This window comes from Thomasclavelia sp., from assembly GCF_017889095.1.
In the GTDB taxonomy this organism is placed as follows: Bacteria; Bacillota_I; Bacilli_A; order Erysipelotrichales; family Coprobacillaceae; genus Thomasclavelia.
The window spans coordinates 1-16,175 of record NZ_JAGHEW010000127.1; the positions used below are offsets into that span (position 1 = coordinate 1).

Consider the following 16,175-nt stretch of genomic DNA (forward strand, 5'->3'; position numbering starts at 1 on the left):
ATGTTTATTTAAAGTTTTGTTGATACCAGGTTAAAAATAGATAGACTGTCCAGATCTTGCGGGCATTATTTTCAATTCCCTGGTAATGATTATCTAATAAAAGATTTAAATTATCTTGATTAAAATATTTTTTAGCACTTTCGCTATTAAAAGCCTTTTTAACTAATTGATAGTACTCTTTTTCCTTTAACCACTTATTGATAGGAACAGGAAAACCAAGTTTTTTTCGATTAGCATTTTTTAATGGCAATGATTCACAAGCAACTTTACGGAAAATATATTTAGTTGCTTTTTTATTAACTCTAAATTTGGTTGGTAAGATAGAACTAACCGCCCATACTTCTTTATCAAGATAGGGAACCCTAACTTCCAGTGAATTAGCCATCGAAATATGATCGGCTTTTCGTAAAATATCACCACGTAGCCAAAAGTTTAAATCGATATATTGCATTTTGGTAATTACATCCTGATTGGCAACATCTCGATAGTATGGCTTAGTTAATGCCTGAACTTGATTAATAGGTAAATTTGGTTTAAGCAATTTTTTTATTTCGTGATTTTGGAAAATAAAGGCATTGCCAATAAAACGTTCTTCAATACTTTGACCAGCACGAATTAGATATTGTTTTCCTTTAAAGTTGCAGTTAGTTTTTAATAAAATATTTTTTAGAACTCTACGCAAACTAAATGGAATAAATCTAAGTGGTGCTAAACTAAGTGGTGATTGATAAATGTTATAACCGCCAAATAATTCATCACTGCCTTCACCAGATAAAACAACTTTTACATGTTTACTGGCAAGTTTGGTTAAATGATATAAAGGAATTATTGAAGGATCAGCAACTGGTTCATCAAGGATCGTTAGAATCGTAGGAACAGTTTGCCAAAATTCTTCTTTGGTAATTACTTTTTGGTAATTGGCAATATCTAAATGCTGACACAGATCTTTAGCTAATGGCAATTCACTATAATCAGGATCATCAAAACCAACACTAAAAGTCTTTTTTATCTTACTGTTAGCCGCTAAATATGATGAATCAATCCCACCTGATAAAAAAGATCCCATTTCTACATCAGCAATTTGATGATGATTGATTGAATCTTCTAAGACTGATTTAACGCTTTTAAGGGCACGATATTCACTTAAATCATCTTTAATATGATAATTAAATTTGAAATATTGTGTTAGTTTAATTGAATCTTTAAATTCAAGATAATGTCCTGGTAATAATTGAAAAATGCCTTGATAGAAAGTTTCTGTAAGTGGATTATATTGAAATGCTAGATAACTAGCCAAAGCCTGCTCATTAAATTTTTTTTCAATTCCAGGATATTTAAGTAAAGCTTTTATTTCTGATGCGAATACTAATTCGTTATTAACGATTGCATAAAATAAGGGCTTGATTCCAAAGATATCGCGAGCAATAAATAATGTACTAGTATTAAGATCATAGATGGCAAAGGCAAACATTCCTCGTAAGTAATTAACGATTTTGTTGCCATATTCTTCATAACCATGAAGAATTACTTCACTATCACTATTGGTTGTAAAAACATGACCTAAAGAAATAAGTTTAGCTTTTAGAACTTGATAGTTATAGATTTCACCATTAAAAACTAATATTTTTGTTTTATTTTCATTAAAAATAGGCTGCTTACCATTATCTAGATCAATGATACTTAAACGACGCATTCCTAATGTAATCTGATGATCTTGATAATAGCCCTGGTCATCTGGACCACGGTGCTTAATTTGCTGTAACATTTTTTCGATTACAGCCTGATTGTTTAAAGTAGTGTTTGTATATCCAACAATTCCACACATAAAAATACCTCCGCGGAGGTATTATATACTTAAAATAAATGATTTCGAGAATAGTTAAGATTTATTAAATATTGCTAAGAGATACTAGTAAATGCTAATTTGTTGCTAAGAAAAATTAAGGAATTTAAAGATTAAATTAAAACCGGTTAAATTTTATTGATAAGGATGCTGGTAGTTTATAGCTTCATCGAATTCAGCCCAGGTTAGATATACTAACTGAAGCAAATAACGTTGATCGGTTTTAGGATCGTGGACAATGAAATGATCACGTCCGGCTTCTTCAATAATTCCTTTATAAACTTTATCACGCCATTCGTTACTGCTTGCATAGGTAAAATAAAAACTGCCTAGTTTACCGACATTTAACCTTAAAATATTTTCAACATAGGCTTGATCGATAACTGGTGCTGGTGTAATTGGTGTTGTTGGATCTGGTGTAGTCATTCCTGGAGTAGTACTAGGAGTAGTACTGGAAGTTGTATTATTAGAGTCGTCATTTTCTTGACGGACCAAATATGGATTTAAATCATTAAAATAATTCATAATCAATCTCCTTGTTTATATTCTTATAAATCACAGTTTAAGCTTAATCCTGGATTGTAAAAACAATGCTGTTTATAGCGCCCTGAAAGATTGCCATAAAATCTTTCTGGACAAGCAACATCACGACCAGGATTTTTGAACCAAAGGGCATTTGTGGCCGGTTCATTACGATAGCCGTTAATACAGCGCAAGGCTAGAGAGCGAACGAGGCCATTAACTGGTTCGTTAAATAATGGTGTACCAACACCTGAAAAAGCGTTCTTTTGATAAATTACTTCAGTAATAGTTCGAGTATTTCTAAAAACATCACAATTAGCTACTACACGATTAATAACTACGTTTCCAACAAGTAACATTCCTTGTTCGCCCTCACCTAAGGCTTCGGACTGGATCAAACGTGCTAGTAAATCGACCTCTTCATTTGTATATTTTACTCGTGCCAATTTATCACCCCATAATAATATATGTCTGAGTTAATAAAAAATGCTAATAATTTGAATTACAGCAATCAGTATCTGTTAACAAAATTTTTACATTAAAATGTTTATTTAAAGGTTTAATGAAAAAATAAAATGGAGTATAATAAATGACAAGATATAATATTTATATTTCGTATAATAAATCTCGAATTTATTTTTAATTTATGCTAGAATAGTATTATAGGTAAAGCGCTTACATTAGACAAGGAGGTATTTTAAAAAATGGGAAGAGAGATTGTCGCAATGATTTTAGCTGGAGGACGTGGGACACGTCTAGAAGCACTAACAGCTAAAGTAGCTAAACCAGCAGTGCATTTTGGAGGTAAATATCGGATTATTGACTTTCCTTTAAGCAACTGTGCAAACTCTGGGATTGATGTTGTAGGTGTGTTAACACAATATGAATCTGTATTATTAGGTACTTATGTTGGTGCCGGAACAAAATGGGGGCTTGATGGTAAACAATCATTAGCTGCAATTTTACCAGCTCGTGAACGTGGTGAAGTAGGAGCAACATGGTATGCTGGTACAGCTGATGCAATTTACCAAAATATTAGCTTCTTGGATCAATATGATCCTGAATATGTTTTGATCTTATCAGGAGATCACATTTATAAAATGGATTATGATAAGATGCTAGATGCTCACAAAGAACGTAAAGCTGATGCAACTATTGCGGTATTGAATGTTTCTTTAAAAGAAGCAAGTCGTTTTGGAATTATGAATACTAATGAAGATGGTACTATTTATGAGTTTGAAGAAAAACCAGCCAAACCTAAATCTACATTAGCTTCAATGGGTATTTATATCTTTACTTATAAAGAATTAAGAAAGTATTTAATTAATGATGCTAAAAACGAAGAAAGTAAACATGACTTTGGTATGAATATCATTCCAGATATGTTAAAGGATAATAAGAAATTATGGGCTTATGAATTTAGCGGATATTGGAAAGATGTTGGAACTGTTGAAAGTTTATGGCAAGCAAATATGGACTTATTGAATGATAAAGAATTAGATCTTTATAATATTAAAAAAGATTGGAAGATCTATACAGAAGATACTTTGGAAAAACCACAAATTATTGGTGACAAAGCTACAATCAAAAATTCAATGGTTACTCAAGGCTGCCTAGTTAATGGAAATGTTGAAGGATCAGTATTATTTAATAATGTTAATATTGGTGAAGGAGCAAAAGTTATCGATTCAGTTTTAATGCCAGGTGTATTAGTTGAAGAAGGTGCTGAAGTTTATAAAGCAATTGTAGACGAAGGTGTAGTAATTCGTGCAAACACAAAAATTAATGAAGAAGCCAAAGAAGTCGCTTTGATTAGTGATAATAGTAAGTAGGGGAGGAAATAGAGATGGTTAAAGCAATTGGTATCGTAAATTTACACTCTAATGTAGACTTTGTCGGTCTAACAGAAAGAAGACCAGTAGCGTCTGTTAGTTTCTTAGGACGTTATGCGTTGATCGATTTTGTATTATCAAATATGTCAAACTCAACAATTGATGCAGTTGGGGTATTGATTCAAAGAAAACCAAGATCATTATTTAAACATTTAGGTAATGGTAATTCATGGAACTTTAACTCTAAAGCTGGTGGCGTATCTTTGTTATATAATGAAAAATACGCTAATAACCCTAATTACAATCATGATATCAACAACTTAATTGAAAATATTGCTTTCTTAGAAACTAATAAAGCTGATTATGTTGTCGTTGCACCTGCTCATATCATTACTACAATGAATTATAATGATGTTATTGAAGCTCATGAAAAAGCTGGTGCTGAAATTACTATGGTTTATAAAAAAGTTCATGATGCTAATGAAGCATACATTGGATGTGACTGTTTAACAGTTAAAAATAAATTAGTTACTGCTATTGAAAGAAATAGAGGTAGCCGTAAAGATCGTAGTATTTCAATGGAAACTTATGTTTTCAACACAAAAACTTTATTAAAAGTTATGAAACAAGCTCAAAAAATTAGTTCATTCTTTAGTTTAAGAGATGTACTTGCTTATCTATGTGATGAAAAACAAATTAATGCTTATGAATATAAAGGTTATGCACGTTGCATGGATTCATTAGAACACTATTATCAATATTCATTAGAGTTCTTAGATCTAGATGTATCATCTGCGGTATTTAAAAGCAATTGGCCAATTTATACAAATACTAATGATACACCACCAACAAAATATTTGGCTGAATCAGAAGTTACTAGTTCATTTGTAGCTAATGGGGCAATGATCAATGGTACTGTTGAAAATAGTATCATTGGACGTAATGTTTCAGTTGGTGCTGGTGCGGTTGTTAAAAATTGTATCTTATTCTCTGGTGCAATTGTAAGTCCAGGTGCTCATTTGGAAAATGTGATCATGGATAAAACTTCTAAAGTGCAACGTCAATTAGAATTAAAAGGTGATGCTAATACACCATTGTATATTAAAGAAGGAGATGTAGTTTAATGCGGGTGTTATTTGCTACATCAGAAGCAACACCATTTATTAAATCTGGTGGATTGGCTGATGTATTAGGTTCTTTACCAAAAGAAATGGTAAAGAAAGGTGTTGAAAGTATCGTTGTTTTGCCAAAATATCAGGATATGAAAATGGCTGATGAAATTCAGTATGTAACTAACTTTGATATTTGGGTAGGATGGCGTAAAGTATATTGCGGTGTGTTCACTTATGAATTAGATGGTGTACGTTTCTATTTCATTGATAATGAACAATATTTTAAACGACCAGGATTATATGGTTATGATGATGATAATGAAAGATTTGCGTATTTTGATTTTGCAGTATTAGAATTGATTTCGCATTTAGATTTGAAACCGGATATCTTGCATTTACATGACTGGCAAACAGCTATGATTGCGATGTTATATAAAGAAAGATATTGTTATTATGAACATTATGAAAATATTAAGATTGTTTTCACTATTCATAATATTGCGTTCCAAGGTAAAGCCGATCCAAGATTATTAAGTGAATTATTTGGATTAGATAATTACTTATATTACAATGGTAACTGTCGTAATGATGGATGCTTTAATATGATGAAAGCGGCAATTTTCTATAGTGATATCGTAACTACGGTTTCACCAACTTATGCAAAAGAAATTTTAACACCTGAATATGGTGAAGGATTACAAAATATCTTAGAAATGCGTAAATATGATTTATATGGTATTTTAAATGGAGTAGACTATGATGTAATTAATCCAGCTACTGATCCTGAAATTGTAAAGAATTATGATATTAATACTGTATTTGAAGATAAAGTGGCTAATAAGCTAGCTTTACAAAAAGAAGTAGGATTACCTGAAAATAAAGATGTTCCATTAATCGGGGTAGTTACTCGTTTAACTAAACAAAAAGGTTTAGACTTGATCTTAAATCAGTTTAGTGAAATGTGCAGCCGTGATGTTCAAATTATTATTTTAGGTGCTGGGGATCGTGTTTATGAAGATGCTTTAAAAGGTATCGCATATCATCACCCTGATAAAGTATCATTACAATTGAAATATGACTTTGGATTATCTTGTCGCATTTATGCTGGATGTGATATGTTCTTAATGCCATCATTGTTTGAACCTTGTGGTTTATCACAAATGATGTCACTTAGATACGGAACAATTCCAATCGTTAGAGAAACTGGTGGATTAAAAGATAGTGTTATCCCTTATGATGAATATGCACATACGGGAACTGGATTCAGTTTTGCTAATTTCAATGCTCATGAAATGATGAATACAATTGACTATGCTTTAAAAGTGTATGGTGAAGATCCAGAAGCTTGGAAAGGTATCATGGAAAGAGCAATGAGTGCTAAATTAGATTGGGATGCAAGTGCTGATGAATATTTAAAAGTATTTAATTCGTTGATTGGATAGCATGTAAGTGTTGTTATCTGTTAGGAACAGCTATTTTAGCTGTTCCTTTTCTTAATGAGTTGCCAATGGCAGGTTTTTTTGGATATAATATTATAAGCAAAGTAGGAGGTAGAATTATGGCTAAAATATTTGTTTATGGTACTCTTAGAAAAGGAATGTATAATTATGATACATATTTAAAAAAAGAAGATACGTTTAGAAAATATGGATATATTAAAGGAAGTTTATATACAATTAAGGGAAAAGTTTATCCTGCCTTTTTATTAACGGGAAATGATTTTGTTAAGGGAGAAATCCATGAAATGAGTGAAGAAACTTTAATGGCGGTTAATAAAATGGAAGGATATATTAGTGACAATAATATTGATAATGAATATGATATCATTGAATGCGATGTTTATGATGAAAATAAAGAAATTATTGATCACTTACCAGTATATGTTTATAACACTAGAAATCCAAATAATCAAAAGCTAGGAGAGCTAATTACTTGCTTAGATTATGTTGAACATATTAAAACAATTGGCTAATAGGAGGCTATAATGGTAAAAGCGATATTTTTTGATATTGATGGGACATTGATTTCTAAGACTCAAAAGCAAATAAGTGATAATGTAGTTGCGGCGTTTAAACAATTACGAAAAAAAGAAATTAAATTATTTATTGCCAGTGGGCGACATGCTTTAGAAATTGAGGAATTAGGGATTAATCAAAAATTTATTTTTGATGGATATTTGACTTTAAATGGCGGTTATTGTTTTAACCAGGAGGGCATAATATATAAAAATCCAATTGATCATGATGATGTATGTAAGGTTGTTGAATATGTTACTAAACATAATTTAGCGTGCAGCTTTGTTGAAAGTGATGACTTATATATAAATTTAATCAATGATTATGTAATTGAAGCCCAGGCAGCAATAAATACTTCATTACCACCAGTTAAAGATATTACCAGAGCTAAACACCATGATGTTTATCAAATTGATCCATTTATTAATGAACAAGAAATTATCGCATTAGTAGGATTATTAAAAAAATGTAAACATACTAGATGGCATGATGGGGCTTATGATATTATTCCTGAATTTGGTGGTAAACAAGAAGGAATCAAAGCAATGATTGATCATTATGGAATTAAGCAGGAAGAAACAATGGCTTTTGGTGATGGTCATAATGATATTGATATGCTTGAATATGTTGGAATTGGTGTCTGTATGGCTAACGGTCATCAAGATACTTTAAAGTGTGCTGATTATGTAACTGATAGTGTTGAAGATGATGGGATTGTTACTGCTTTGAAGCATTTTGATTTGATTTAAAGGCAAAAATTTGGTTGTAATCACTAGTTTAGTTGTGTAAAATGGGGTAGTAAGGAGGGAGGATGATGAAAAAATCAATCCTATTTGCCATAATGCTGTTTTTTATTAGTGCTTGTGGTACTTTGCAGCAGGATGTAAATCTGACTAAAACAGGCGAACTTTATACTACTGATGATGGAGTGAGTTTTTATTATCCTAAAGATTACGAAGTTACTGTATCTGGCAATATTAATAGTGTTGACAATGTGAAAATGGTGGAATTTACTAAAGATGATAATACTTTGTACTTTACAGTTATCAATGATCAAAGTGATAATATGGTAAGTGATAAAGATGAGCTATATACTGGCTTATTGGAACAAGGACAGGCAAGTAATATTGAAGTAATGAAACCAGTTGTTGATAGTGGCTTAGATGTATATGAATATATCTATGAAGATGATAAAACTGGAATAAAAAGTAAAGAAATAGTTTATTTTTTAGAGGATGTTATTTATATTTATGGATATCGTTCAATTAAAGATGTTTTTAATGAAAACGAAGAAGATATGACTGTATATTTAGAAAGCTTTTCGATGAACGCTGGTAAATAAGTTGTATTTTACAATAGATTTTGTTAAGATATAAAATGTATTTAAATAAGATAGGCAGTTTTAGAAATTTAATTTAGCTGTTTGATGGTAGAAAATTAAATGAAGTGCTAATCAAGTTTGAAAGCATTTAACGATAAAGCATCTGCTATCGAGAGATGATAGTATTATGCTTTTTTATTTATGGAGGTTGTGATGAAGTTATTTAATACGCTAACAAATAAAAAAGAAGATTTTAAACCACTTCGTGAAGGGGAAGTGAGTATTTATGTATGCGGGCCAACAGTATATAACTATGTGCATATTGGTAATACCCGGCCAATGATTGTTTTTGATGTGTTACGGCGGACGTTTGAGTATTTAGGTTATAAAGTTACTTTTGTATCTAATTTTACTGATGTCGATGATAAAATTATTAAAGCAGCTAAAGAAGAAGGAATTACCGAAAAAGAATTAACTGATAAGTATATCAAAGCCTATGAAGATGTTCGTCGTGATTTGAATTTATTATTCCCAACGTATGCGCCACGAGTTACTAATACAATGGATGCGATAATTAAATTCATTGATGGATTAGTTAAAGATGGTTATGCTTATGTTAAAGATGGTGATGTTTATTTTAGAGTTTCTAAAATAAAAGAATATGGTCAGTTATCTGGAATTAAAATTGAAGATTTGGTTGCTGGTGCTAGTGAACGAATTGATGAAAATGATAAAAAAGAAGAATCAACTGATTTTGCATTATGGAAAAAAACTGATGAAGGAATTCAATTTGATAGCCCATGGTCAAAAGGGCGTCCTGGCTGGCATACTGAATGTGTTGTAATGATCAATGATATTTTTGAAGGTGGTAAAATTGATATTCATGGTGGTGGGCAGGACTTAAAATTCCCACACCATGAAAATGAAATTGCCCAATCAATGGCTTGCCATCATCATCCAATTGCTCATACTTGGATGCATAATCAAATGATCAATATTGATAATCAAAAAATGTCAAAATCATTAGGAAATGTTATTTGGGCAAAGGACATGATTGCAAAATTAGGATGCAATGTATATAAATGGTTAATGTTATCTAGCCATTATCGTAATCCTTTAAACTTAACTGATGAAGTGGTCGCTAATGTAAAAAAAGAAGTGGCTAAGATTGATAACGTAGTTAAAACAGTATCATTATATCTACAAGTAAACCATGTAAATAATCAAAATTATGATCAGGAAGTTGTTGACGATATGGTTAAAGCATTAGAAGATGATTTAAATACTTCACTAGCTTTAACTAAGATCTTGAATCAAGTTAAAAAATTAAATCAATTATTTAGACAAAGAGATAAAGATGATCAAATGATCAGTGTGGCTTACCAGACGTTATTAAAAATGGTCAGTGTAATTGGTTTTGTTTATGAACCAAAACAATTAAGTGATGATGAATTAGATTTATATCAAACTTGGCAAGTAGCTAAAGCAAATAAAGATTTTGAAAAAGCTGATGAAATACGTAAAGAATTAATTAATAAGGGGATTATTTAATGCGAACTGATTTAATTAATCCAACTGTGCTAGCTTTTCTAGGAGATAGTGTTTGGGAAGTAGTCGTACGCAGTAAATTAATAAAAGAAAGTGATTTGGTTAAAGTCGGTGATCTTCAAATCGAAACGGTAAAATATGTATCAGCATCTTCACACGCTAGTTTTATGCATACAATTTTAAAAGAAGATTTTTTTAGCGACGAAGAAGTAGATATTTATAAGCGCGGTCGTAATACTAAAGGTCGGAAGAATGAAAGTCTTGATCACATTCATTCAACTGGTTTTGAAGCAATTATCGGATCACTGTATTTACAAGAAAATTATGAGCGGATAAAAGAGATATTTGAGCGATACAAAAGTTATATAAACAGTAAACAAAAATGAGATAAATTTGAGATAAAAAAAGGTGAAAAATATGAAACAATATATATATGGTAAAAACACAATATTAGAGGCTTTAAAGGGAGATAAACGAGTATATGCTGTATATGTCCAAAACAATTTTAAAGACAATAAAATTATTGAACTATGCCAAAAAAGAAATGTTCCTTGTCACCAGGTCAATAAAAATGAATTTATCAAAAAAATCGGTAATGTAACCCACCAGGGTGTTATGGCATCAATCGAAGGTTATCGCTACTATTCAATTGATGAAATAATTAATGCTATTCCTAAAGGTAAACAGCCATTGTTATTAATGCTTGATGGTTTAGAAGATCCTCATAATTTAGGAGCAATTTTAAGAACTTGTGATGCTGTTGGTGTTGATGGGGTGATCATCGGCAAAAATCGCAGTGTTGGATTGAATGGAACGGTGGCCAAAGTTTCCACTGGTGCTATTGATCATGTTAAAGTGGCTCAAGTGACTAACTTATCACGAACATTAGAAGAGTTAAAGAAGCGTTCTTTTTGGGTAGTTGGCTGTGATTTAGATCAGTCGCAAGACTATCGTCAGGTCGATTATAATATGCCGGTAGTAATTGTGATTGGTTCTGAAGGTTTTGGAATATCACGGCTAGTAAAGAAAAATTGTGATTTTAATGTAGTTTTACCGATGGTAGGACATGTAACTTCATTAAACGCATCGGTAGCTACTGCAGTAATTTTATATCAAGTATATAATTCTCGAAACCCTTTATAAGCAGAAGGGAGGTAACCATGAAAGATGGTTACGACATTGAAGAACTATATTATTTATATTTACAAGAATGTCCAATTGCAACGAAATATTTAGTTGAATATGTTTATGATCAAATTGGAATTATTTTGTCAAAACAATATCTAAGTATGATTGAGTTTAATGAACAGGATGAATGTATTCAAATTGTTATTACAAGAATTTTTAAATCTTTGAATAACTATCGCCCTGATAAAGGAATGTCAGTACGTAGTTTTATTTCGTTGATAATTGATAATTCATTGAAATCAGTAATCATTAAAAGAAAAGGAAAATTTCTTCGGGAAAGAAAGATCCAATATTCATTAGATGATTTTTATGATTTTGATAAAAAGGATACTTATATTACTAATTTGACGGATTTTAAAACACCAGCTAAAGCAGTTAGCAACGCAAATCAATTAGAGCATGTTGAAAAACATTTAATGAGCTGTACTTCTGAGTTAGAAAAAACAATTTTTAGTTATCGTAAAGCAGGATATAGATGTAAAGATATTGCGAAAATTTTGAAGGTTGATGTTCGCAGTGTTTATAATGCTAATTATCGGATTCAAAAAAAGATGGCTAGATTCAAATCTATTTGACTAACTCTAGCTTTTATGATAAATTATTATAGCATAGAAATGAGCTGATAAAATGAAACAAAAAGTAATCTTGGTATGTAGTGAATGCTTATCGCGAAACTATACAATTACCAAAAATAAACGTACTAATGTAGAAAGATTAGAATTAAGAAAATATTGTAAAAAATGTGGTAAACATACTTTACACAAAGAAACAAAATAGGAGGATTAGCAGTGAAATTTCGTGACTGGTTTACACTAACGGGAATTAGAAGTGAAATAAAGAAAATTAGCTGGCTGTCTAAAAAAGAATTAGCCCAAAATTCAGCAATCGTATTGATTTTTTGCTTTATCATGGGTCTATACTTTTTTGCCGGTGATGCGATTATTGCATTTATATTGAAAGCATTGGGGATGAATTAAAATGACAGGAATGAATGATGAAGGAAGACGCTGGTATGTGGTCAACACATATTCAGGTCATGAAAATAAAGTAAAAGAGAACTTAGAAAAACGAGTTGAATCAATGGGATTACAAGATGTGTTATTCCAAATTGTTATCCCTGAACATGTTGAAACAGAAATTAAAGATGGTAAAAAAATCAATAAAACTAAAAATATGTTCCCTGGTTATGTGCTAGTGGAAATGATCATGACCGATGAAGCCTGGTATGTAGTAAGAAATACATCTGGAGTAACTGGATTTATTGGATCATCAGGTGGTGGAGCTAAACCGTTCCCGCTTCCTAAAGAAGAATTAGAACCAATTTTAAAGCGAATGGGAATTACTACTGAAGTAAATGTTAATTTTGAACCAGGTGATATGGTAAATGTTGTTTCTGGTCCTTTCGCTGGTAAAAGTGGTAAAGTTGATTCGATTGATAATGAAAAAGAGTCAGCTAAAGTATTGATTGATTTTTTAGGAAATTTAACACCAATTGAAATTGATTTAGTTCAATTAGAAAAAGCGGATTTATAATTTAGACAGAGGTTAGCCTCTGTTTTTTTGTTTGTTTAAAGATGACTTTTTTTGGTGATGTATAATTATCTGGTAACTGGTAATGATTAGATATAGGTACTATAAAAATTATTTTCAAATTTTGAAAAAAATAAATTTTAAGAAAATTTAAAGAAAATAAAGAATTTCGGAAATTGAAAAAAGTGTTATTTCATGGGGGTTTTAGTCAATAATATAAAAAAATAGTTTGTTTTATATATTAAACAAGTTCTTTAATAATTGAAATTTCGATGATTATATCAATAAAATTTGCATTTTAAATTAAAATGTGTTATTATGCCTAGGACGTTTAAGATAGGAAGTGAATTAATGAAAATAAATCGTAAAGAACAGCTTATTGATTTTGTTAATGAAAATATTATCAAACGGAAAGCAATGTTTTTCCCAATTTTAGGAGTTTCTGTATTTATGTTAGTAGGTTATGCGGCTACTGATAAAGAAGCACCAGTTATTGTTTCTAATCAGGTTGAAGTTCCTTATGGGGAAAAATTTGATTTAGATGTAATTGATATTACTGATAACCAAGATTCGCGTGAAGAATTAATTGTTGAAGGTAATGTAAATAGTGTTGACGTAGATCAATTAGGTACTTATGATCTAACAGTTAGTGCTACTGATAGTTTTGCTAATGTTACTACAAAAACGGTAAAAGTAGCTGTAGTTGACCAGGAAGCTCCAGAATTTAAAATTGCTGGTGCTAAAAAAGGTTATGTAGTTCAAGTACCAATTAACGGAAGTAATGATATAACAAGTTATGTTAGTGCTAACGATAATGTTGATGGAGATGTTTCACCATTTATCGAAACGGATAAAGAATTAGATACAACAGTTCCTGGTATTTATGATATTACTTTAAAAGTAGCTGATTCATCAGGAAATGTTAATGAAAAAACATTTGAATTTGCAGTATCTGATTTAACAGCTCCAGTTGTAACATTAAGTCAAGGTAATGATGTTGTAATTGATTATGGTAGTGAATTTAAGTTAGAAAACTATTTAACAGCTAGTGACGATATGGGTGGAGTTACTAATGAAGTTGAAGGTAGTGTCGATACTAAAAAAGAAAATGAAGTGCAAACAATCAAAGTAACAACATCTGATGAAGCCCAAAATAAAGTGGTTACAACATTAAACTTTACAGTAAAAGATATTAGTGGACCACAAATTAATTTATCTACTACTGCAATTGAAGTAGAAAAAGGATCTGCTTTAGATCCTCGCCAATATTTAGTGTCTGCCATTGACAATAAAGATGGTGATTTAACGGCTAATGTTGCTATTAGTGGAATTGATACTAATTCAACTGGAAATAAAACAGTAACTTATACTGTTAGTGATAGTACTGGAAATCAATCTAGTGCAACTCTTAGTGTAAAAGTATTTACACCAGGTGATAAGATTTTAGAAACTGCTTATACCAAATTAGGTGTTCCTTATGTATATGGGGCATCAGGACCAAATGCATTTGACTGCTCTGGATTTACTTCTTGGGTATATCGCCAACATGGTATTTCAATTGCCAGAACAGCTCAGGGACAATCACAAGGGGGTACAGCCGTTGACCGTGCTAATTTACAACCTGGAGATTTAGTTTTCTTTGGTTCTAGTACAAGTAATATTACTCACGTAGGAATTTATGTTGGAAATGGACAAATGGTTCATGCCCCACATACTGGTGACGTTGTTAAAGTAGCTAGTTTGAATCGTAACTACGTTTGTGCAAGAAGATATTTATAAGAAAGGGCAAATGTCCTTTCTTTTTTTTTATTTTAAACATAAATATATGGGGGAGGGATATAAATGAACATTTTTGATATTATTAGAGTTTTGTGCCAGCAAAGTCCTAAATCTTATGCATTGATAAATGGGCCAACTGTAACAGGAACTATGTTAGCTTATCCATTTGAAGAAGGGACAATTTTAGTAGTAGAAGCCCAAGGACTTCCAGCTACCGGATGTCGTTTAGGGGTTCATGGAATGCACATTCATGAAGGTGCTAGCTGCAGTGGCAGTGCCAATCAACCATTTGCCGGGGCTGGTGGTCACTTTAGCACCAATAGCTGTAAGCATCCATATCATACTGGTGATTTACCACCGTTATTTTCCAATACAGAAGGAGTGGCCTGGATGGCAGTATTTATTGACAAATTTACACCTGAGGGAATTGTTGGACATACAATTGTAATCCATGCAAGTCCCGATGATTTTACTACTCAGCCATCAGGTAATTCCGGTGAAATCATTGCTTGTGGAGCAATTAAAGAGTTGTATCGCTAATATTTTATAGCAATTAACCTTGATTATGTTACAATAGAAACGCGGAGGTATAACATGAGTAAATTATTGTTTTTTGATATTGATGGAACATTGATTGAATGTAATCAAGGTATTTATGCAATTAGTGATGATGTAAAAGAAGCATTAGATAAGCTTAAAGAAAATGGGCATGATGTTTTTTTAGCGACGGGCCGCTGTAAATGTTTTATTACTGATGGGGTAATGGATTATCCATTTAGTGGTTATGTTACTTGTAATGGCGGTTATGTTGAATATTTACAAAAACCGGTTTATAAAGCGATTGTTTCTAGTGAAGCAATCAAAGCGACAATGGAACTTTCGAATAAATATAATTTTAATTATTATTTTGAAAATAGCGATTATATTTATGTTCGTGATAAAAATGATCCCCGTCATATCCAATTTGCCAATAATTGGAAAATGAAACCAGAAACGATTATCGATGACTTTGATCCAGAACAAATCGAAACTTATATTGGCATGATCGTTGTTAATGATAAAAAAGATATTCCGATCATGGTCGAAACATTAAGTAAGTATTTTGATGTTCAGCGTCATCAAAGTGATTATTCATTTGATTTGACCTTAAAAGGAGTATCTAAAGCGGTAGGAATTGAAAAGTTAGTGGAACGTCTAAATCGTGATATAAATGATACGATTGCCTTTGGTGATGGTCGTAATGATATTGAAATGCTAGAAACGGTAAAAGTTGGTGTGGCTATGGGAAATGCCGTACCGGAAGCAAAAGCGGTCGCTGATTATGTAACAGATCGAATTGAAGAAAATGGAATTAAAACGGCTTTAGAGCAGTTTGAACTGATTTAATAGGAGATAGTATGATAAAATTAGGACATCGCGGATATAGTGATAAATATCCCGAAAATACAATGCCGGCTTTTAAAGCAGCAATTGATGGTAATTTTG

20 protein-coding genes are annotated in these 16,175 nt (G+C 31.4%); 17 read left to right on the forward strand and 3 right to left on the reverse strand.

Going from position 1 to position 16,175, the window contains the following annotated elements; all coding sequences use genetic code 11:
- Positions 1 to 4: 4 nt before the first annotated feature.
- From asnB to J7M77_RS05785, 3 genes are all read right to left on the reverse strand, one after another.
- Positions 5 to 1,825 (reverse strand): asparagine synthase (glutamine-hydrolyzing), encoded by a 1,821-nt coding sequence (gene asnB, locus J7M77_RS05775; protein ID WP_296876885.1) that lies wholly within the window; start codon positions 1,823 to 1,825, stop codon positions 5 to 7.
- 153 nt (positions 1,826 to 1,978) lie between these two features.
- Positions 1,979 to 2,368: a spore coat protein GerQ gene (gerQ, locus tag J7M77_RS05780; protein ID WP_296876886.1), complete on the reverse strand. Its 390-nt coding sequence runs from the start codon at positions 2,366 to 2,368 to the stop codon at positions 1,979 to 1,981.
- A gap of 23 nt (positions 2,369 to 2,391) precedes the next feature.
- Entirely contained in the window at positions 2,392 to 2,811 is a 420-nt protein-coding gene (locus tag J7M77_RS05785) for a cell wall hydrolase (protein ID WP_296876887.1), read from the reverse strand.
- 258 nt (positions 2,812 to 3,069) lie between these two features.
- On the opposite strand from J7M77_RS05785, the gene J7M77_RS05790 reads away from it, so the two are divergent.
- From J7M77_RS05790 to J7M77_RS05870, 17 genes are all read left to right on the forward strand, one after another.
- A complete protein-coding gene (locus J7M77_RS05790; protein ID WP_296876888.1) occupies positions 3,070 to 4,197 on the forward strand; it encodes a glucose-1-phosphate adenylyltransferase in 1,128 nt (375 codons plus the stop codon).
- 14 nt (positions 4,198 to 4,211) lie between these two features.
- Entirely contained in the window at positions 4,212 to 5,321 is a 1,110-nt protein-coding gene (gene glgD / locus J7M77_RS05795) for a glucose-1-phosphate adenylyltransferase subunit GlgD (protein WP_296876889.1), read from the forward strand.
- Positions 5,321 to 6,751: a glycogen synthase GlgA gene (gene glgA / locus J7M77_RS05800; protein ID WP_296876890.1), complete on the forward strand. Its 1,431-nt coding sequence runs from the start codon at positions 5,321 to 5,323 to the stop codon at positions 6,749 to 6,751. The genes glgD and glgA overlap by 1 nt, the downstream gene beginning before the upstream one ends.
- Positions 6,752 to 6,867: 116 nt before the next feature.
- Complete coding sequence (locus tag J7M77_RS05805; protein ID WP_296876891.1) at positions 6,868 to 7,281, forward strand: gamma-glutamylcyclotransferase; 414 nt, start codon at positions 6,868 to 6,870, stop codon at positions 7,279 to 7,281.
- A 12-nt stretch (positions 7,282 to 7,293) separates the two neighbouring features.
- Positions 7,294 to 8,073 carry a Cof-type HAD-IIB family hydrolase gene (locus J7M77_RS05810; protein ID WP_296876892.1) on the forward strand — a complete coding sequence of 260 codons (780 nt, stop codon included), beginning with the start codon at positions 7,294 to 7,296 and terminating at the stop codon, positions 8,071 to 8,073.
- A gap of 65 nt (positions 8,074 to 8,138) precedes the next feature.
- Positions 8,139 to 8,666 carry a hypothetical protein gene (locus tag J7M77_RS05815; RefSeq protein ID WP_296876893.1) on the forward strand — a complete coding sequence of 176 codons (528 nt, stop codon included), beginning with the start codon at positions 8,139 to 8,141 and terminating at the stop codon, positions 8,664 to 8,666.
- 192 nt (positions 8,667 to 8,858) lie between these two features.
- On the forward strand, positions 8,859 to 10,196 hold the full coding sequence (cysS, locus tag J7M77_RS05820; protein WP_296876894.1) for a cysteine--tRNA ligase: 1,338 nt from the start codon (positions 8,859 to 8,861) through the stop codon (positions 10,194 to 10,196).
- A complete protein-coding gene (locus tag J7M77_RS05825; RefSeq protein ID WP_296876895.1) occupies positions 10,196 to 10,579 on the forward strand; it encodes a ribonuclease III domain-containing protein in 384 nt (127 codons plus the stop codon). The genes cysS and J7M77_RS05825 overlap by 1 nt, the downstream gene beginning before the upstream one ends.
- A gap of 31 nt (positions 10,580 to 10,610) precedes the next feature.
- Complete coding sequence (gene rlmB / locus J7M77_RS05830) at positions 10,611 to 11,336, forward strand: 23S rRNA (guanosine(2251)-2'-O)-methyltransferase RlmB (RefSeq protein WP_296876896.1); 726 nt, start codon at positions 10,611 to 10,613, stop codon at positions 11,334 to 11,336.
- Positions 11,337 to 11,353: 17 nt separating this feature from the next.
- Complete coding sequence (locus J7M77_RS05835) at positions 11,354 to 11,956, forward strand: sigma factor (RefSeq protein ID WP_296876897.1); 603 nt, start codon at positions 11,354 to 11,356, stop codon at positions 11,954 to 11,956.
- Positions 11,957 to 12,008: 52 nt separating this feature from the next.
- Positions 12,009 to 12,158, forward strand: coding sequence for a 50S ribosomal protein L33 (gene rpmG / locus J7M77_RS05840; RefSeq protein WP_296876898.1), 150 nt, complete (start codon positions 12,009 to 12,011; stop codon positions 12,156 to 12,158).
- A gap of 11 nt (positions 12,159 to 12,169) precedes the next feature.
- Entirely contained in the window at positions 12,170 to 12,358 is a 189-nt protein-coding gene (gene secE, locus J7M77_RS05845; protein ID WP_296876899.1) for a preprotein translocase subunit SecE, read from the forward strand.
- Between the two features lies 1 nt (position 12,359).
- The gene (nusG, locus tag J7M77_RS05850) at positions 12,360 to 12,914 is read left to right on the forward strand and encodes a transcription termination/antitermination protein NusG (RefSeq protein WP_296876900.1); all 555 of its coding nucleotides are present in this window, start codon (positions 12,360 to 12,362) and stop codon (positions 12,912 to 12,914) included.
- 348 nt (positions 12,915 to 13,262) lie between these two features.
- Positions 13,263 to 14,690, forward strand: coding sequence for an NlpC/P60 family protein (locus J7M77_RS05855; RefSeq protein WP_296876901.1), 1,428 nt, complete (start codon positions 13,263 to 13,265; stop codon positions 14,688 to 14,690).
- Between the two features lie 63 nt (positions 14,691 to 14,753).
- The gene (locus J7M77_RS05860; protein WP_296876902.1) at positions 14,754 to 15,230 is read left to right on the forward strand and encodes a superoxide dismutase family protein; all 477 of its coding nucleotides are present in this window, start codon (positions 14,754 to 14,756) and stop codon (positions 15,228 to 15,230) included.
- Between the two features lie 54 nt (positions 15,231 to 15,284).
- Positions 15,285 to 16,076: a Cof-type HAD-IIB family hydrolase gene (locus J7M77_RS05865; RefSeq protein WP_296876903.1), complete on the forward strand. Its 792-nt coding sequence runs from the start codon at positions 15,285 to 15,287 to the stop codon at positions 16,074 to 16,076.
- A gap of 11 nt (positions 16,077 to 16,087) precedes the next feature.
- A partial coding sequence (locus J7M77_RS05870) for a glycerophosphodiester phosphodiesterase family protein (RefSeq protein ID WP_296876904.1) occupies positions 16,088 to 16,175 on the forward strand: 88 nt, incomplete at its 3' end.

Bases quoted from the DNA above. Each gene is read 5' to 3' on its own strand.
- J7M77_RS05865 (WP_296876903.1), top strand. From the start codon at position 15,285: ATGAGTAAATTATTGTTTTTTGATATTGATGGAACATTGATTGAATGT.
- glgA (WP_296876890.1), top strand. From the start codon at position 5,321: ATGCGGGTGTTATTTGCTACATCAGAAGCAACACCATTTATTAAATCT.
- J7M77_RS05855 (WP_296876901.1), top strand. From the start codon at position 13,263: ATGAAAATAAATCGTAAAGAACAGCTTATTGATTTTGTTAATGAAAAT.
- rpmG (WP_296876898.1), top strand. From the start codon at position 12,009: ATGAAACAAAAAGTAATCTTGGTATGTAGTGAATGCTTATCGCGAAAC.
- J7M77_RS05815 (WP_296876893.1), top strand. From the start codon at position 8,139: ATGAAAAAATCAATCCTATTTGCCATAATGCTGTTTTTTATTAGTGCT.
- J7M77_RS05790 (WP_296876888.1), top strand. From the start codon at position 3,070: ATGGGAAGAGAGATTGTCGCAATGATTTTAGCTGGAGGACGTGGGACA.
- J7M77_RS05805 (WP_296876891.1), top strand. From the start codon at position 6,868: ATGGCTAAAATATTTGTTTATGGTACTCTTAGAAAAGGAATGTATAAT.
- J7M77_RS05810 (WP_296876892.1), top strand. From the start codon at position 7,294: ATGGTAAAAGCGATATTTTTTGATATTGATGGGACATTGATTTCTAAG.
- J7M77_RS05835 (WP_296876897.1), top strand. From the start codon at position 11,354: ATGAAAGATGGTTACGACATTGAAGAACTATATTATTTATATTTACAA.
- J7M77_RS05860 (WP_296876902.1), top strand. From the start codon at position 14,754: ATGAACATTTTTGATATTATTAGAGTTTTGTGCCAGCAAAGTCCTAAA.
- cysS (WP_296876894.1), top strand. From the start codon at position 8,859: ATGAAGTTATTTAATACGCTAACAAATAAAAAAGAAGATTTTAAACCA.
- nusG (WP_296876900.1), top strand. From the start codon at position 12,360: ATGACAGGAATGAATGATGAAGGAAGACGCTGGTATGTGGTCAACACA.
- glgD (WP_296876889.1), top strand. From the start codon at position 4,212: ATGGTTAAAGCAATTGGTATCGTAAATTTACACTCTAATGTAGACTTT.
- asnB (WP_296876885.1), bottom strand. From the start codon at position 1,825: ATGTGTGGAATTGTTGGATATACAAACACTACTTTAAACAATCAGGCT.
- J7M77_RS05825 (WP_296876895.1), top strand. From the start codon at position 10,196: ATGCGAACTGATTTAATTAATCCAACTGTGCTAGCTTTTCTAGGAGAT.
- rlmB (WP_296876896.1), top strand. From the start codon at position 10,611: ATGAAACAATATATATATGGTAAAAACACAATATTAGAGGCTTTAAAG.
- gerQ (WP_296876886.1), bottom strand. From the start codon at position 2,368: ATGAATTATTTTAATGATTTAAATCCATATTTGGTCCGTCAAGAAAAT.